At 74.7% G+C, this 1484-nt stretch carries 2 protein-coding genes and 1 pseudogene; 2 read left to right on the forward strand and 1 reads right to left on the reverse strand.

The genetic code is table 11. From position 1 onward, the window contains the following. Together A612_RS13600 and ispF are read left to right on the forward strand one after the other, a co-directional pair. Window positions 1-694: IspD/TarI family cytidylyltransferase (locus A612_RS13600; RefSeq protein ID WP_019375011.1), on the forward strand; the 694-nt coding region annotated here is incomplete at its 5' end. A gap of 40 nt (window positions 695-734) precedes the next feature. After that, window positions 735-1220 (forward strand): 2-C-methyl-D-erythritol 2,4-cyclodiphosphate synthase, encoded by a 486-nt coding sequence (gene ispF / locus A612_RS13605; protein ID WP_040436958.1) that lies wholly within the window; start codon window positions 735-737, stop codon window positions 1218-1220. A 12-nt stretch (window positions 1221-1232) separates the two neighbouring features. Here the strand turns inward: ispF and A612_RS13610 are convergent. Beyond that, window positions 1233-1484, reverse strand: a pseudogene (locus tag A612_RS13610) (hypothetical protein); the annotation flags it as partial.

Here is a 1484-nt window from a genome sequence, read left to right on the forward strand (position 1 = left end):
CCAGCCACTGGTGCTGCACACGCTGGCGGCGCTGGCCGGGGTGGTGCGGCTGGCGGGCACGCTGGTCGCCGTGGCCCCAGGGGACGAGTTCCTTGCGCGCCACCCGCATCCTGCATGGTTCACCGCGCCCTGCGGCGGCGCGACGCGCGCCGACACGGTGCTGGGCGGCCTGCGCGTGTTGCGCGAGCGCGGTGCGGCCGATCGGGACTGGGTGCTGGTGCACGATGCGGCGCGCTGCCTGGTGACCACCGCCGAGGTGGATGCGCTGATCGACGCGTGCCTGGGCGACGGCGTGGGCGGCCTGCTCGCCCACAAGGTCGCCGACACGCTCAAGTCGGCCACCGACGGCCCGGGCGGCGTGCGGGTCGCGGCCACCGTGGACCGCAGCGACAAGTGGCTCGCGCAGACGCCGCAGATGTTTCGGCTCGGCGCCCTGCGCGCGGCGCTGGAACAGGTGGGCCCGGCGGTGACGGACGAGGCCAGCGCCATGGAGGCGATGGGCCTGCGCCCGCGCCTGGTCGCCGGCGGGGCGCACAACTTCAAGGTCACCTACCCCGAGGATTTCGCGCTGGCCGAGGCCGTGCTCGCCCAGCGCCTGCACGGCGCGACGGTGGAGCGTTTCGGCGGCCGCCTGGGCGAGGCGGCCGAGGGTGCGGCGACCGCCGTTTTTTTCCGCCGCCCGCCGGCGCACTGAACAACGCCGGCGCGCAGCCGGTCACTTTGCAGGGAGCTTCATGGACATCAGGATGGGCGAAGGCTGGGACGTGCACGCGCTGGTGCCAGGCAGGCGCCTGGTCATCGGCGGGGTCGAGATCCCGCACCGCATGGGCCTGCTCGGCCACTCGGACGCCGACGTGCTGCTGCACGCCATCACCGACGCGCTGCTGGGCGCGGCGGGGCTTGGCGACATCGGCACGCACTTCCCGGACACGGACGCGCGCTTTCGCGGGGCGGATTCGGTGGTGCTGCTGGCCGAGGCGGCGCGCCGCGTGGCAGCGGCGGGCTATGCCATCGGCAACGTCGACAGCACGGTGGTGGCGCAGGCGCCGCGGCTGGCGCCCCACATCGGCGCCATGCGCGAGCGCATCGCCGGGGCGCTCGGCCTCGCCGTCGACCGGGTGAACGTCAAGGCCAAGACGGCCGAGCGCCTCGGGCCGGTGGGGCAGGGCCTGTCGATCGAGGCGCGGGCGGTGGTGCTGCTGCACGGCAGGCGCGGCTGAGCGCCGCAGCCCCTACAGCGGCCGCGGGCTGTGGTAGGACTCCGGCGGCAGGTGGCGCTTGATCTGCGGCCGGCGCAGCCGCTGTTTCGGTCCCTTGCCGTCGGGCTGGTCGGGTGCGCGCTGCAGCTGCAGGTGAGCCACCAGCCCGCCCGAGGACGAATTGGCGAGCGCGAAGATGCCGCCCAGGCGCTGCACGGCCGGGCGCGCGGCGATCTGCTCGGCCCAGCGGCGCACGTGCGTGTATTCCTGCACCTGCAGGAATTC

This window comes from Melaminivora alkalimesophila, from assembly GCF_000282995.1.
Classification (GTDB): Bacteria; Pseudomonadota; Gammaproteobacteria; order Burkholderiales; family Burkholderiaceae_C; genus Melaminivora; species Melaminivora alkalimesophila.

Coding starts and splice junctions, on each gene's coding strand:
- ispF (WP_040436958.1), top strand. CDS start 735: ATGGACATCAGGATGGGCGAAGGCTGGGACGTGCACGCGCTGGTGCCA.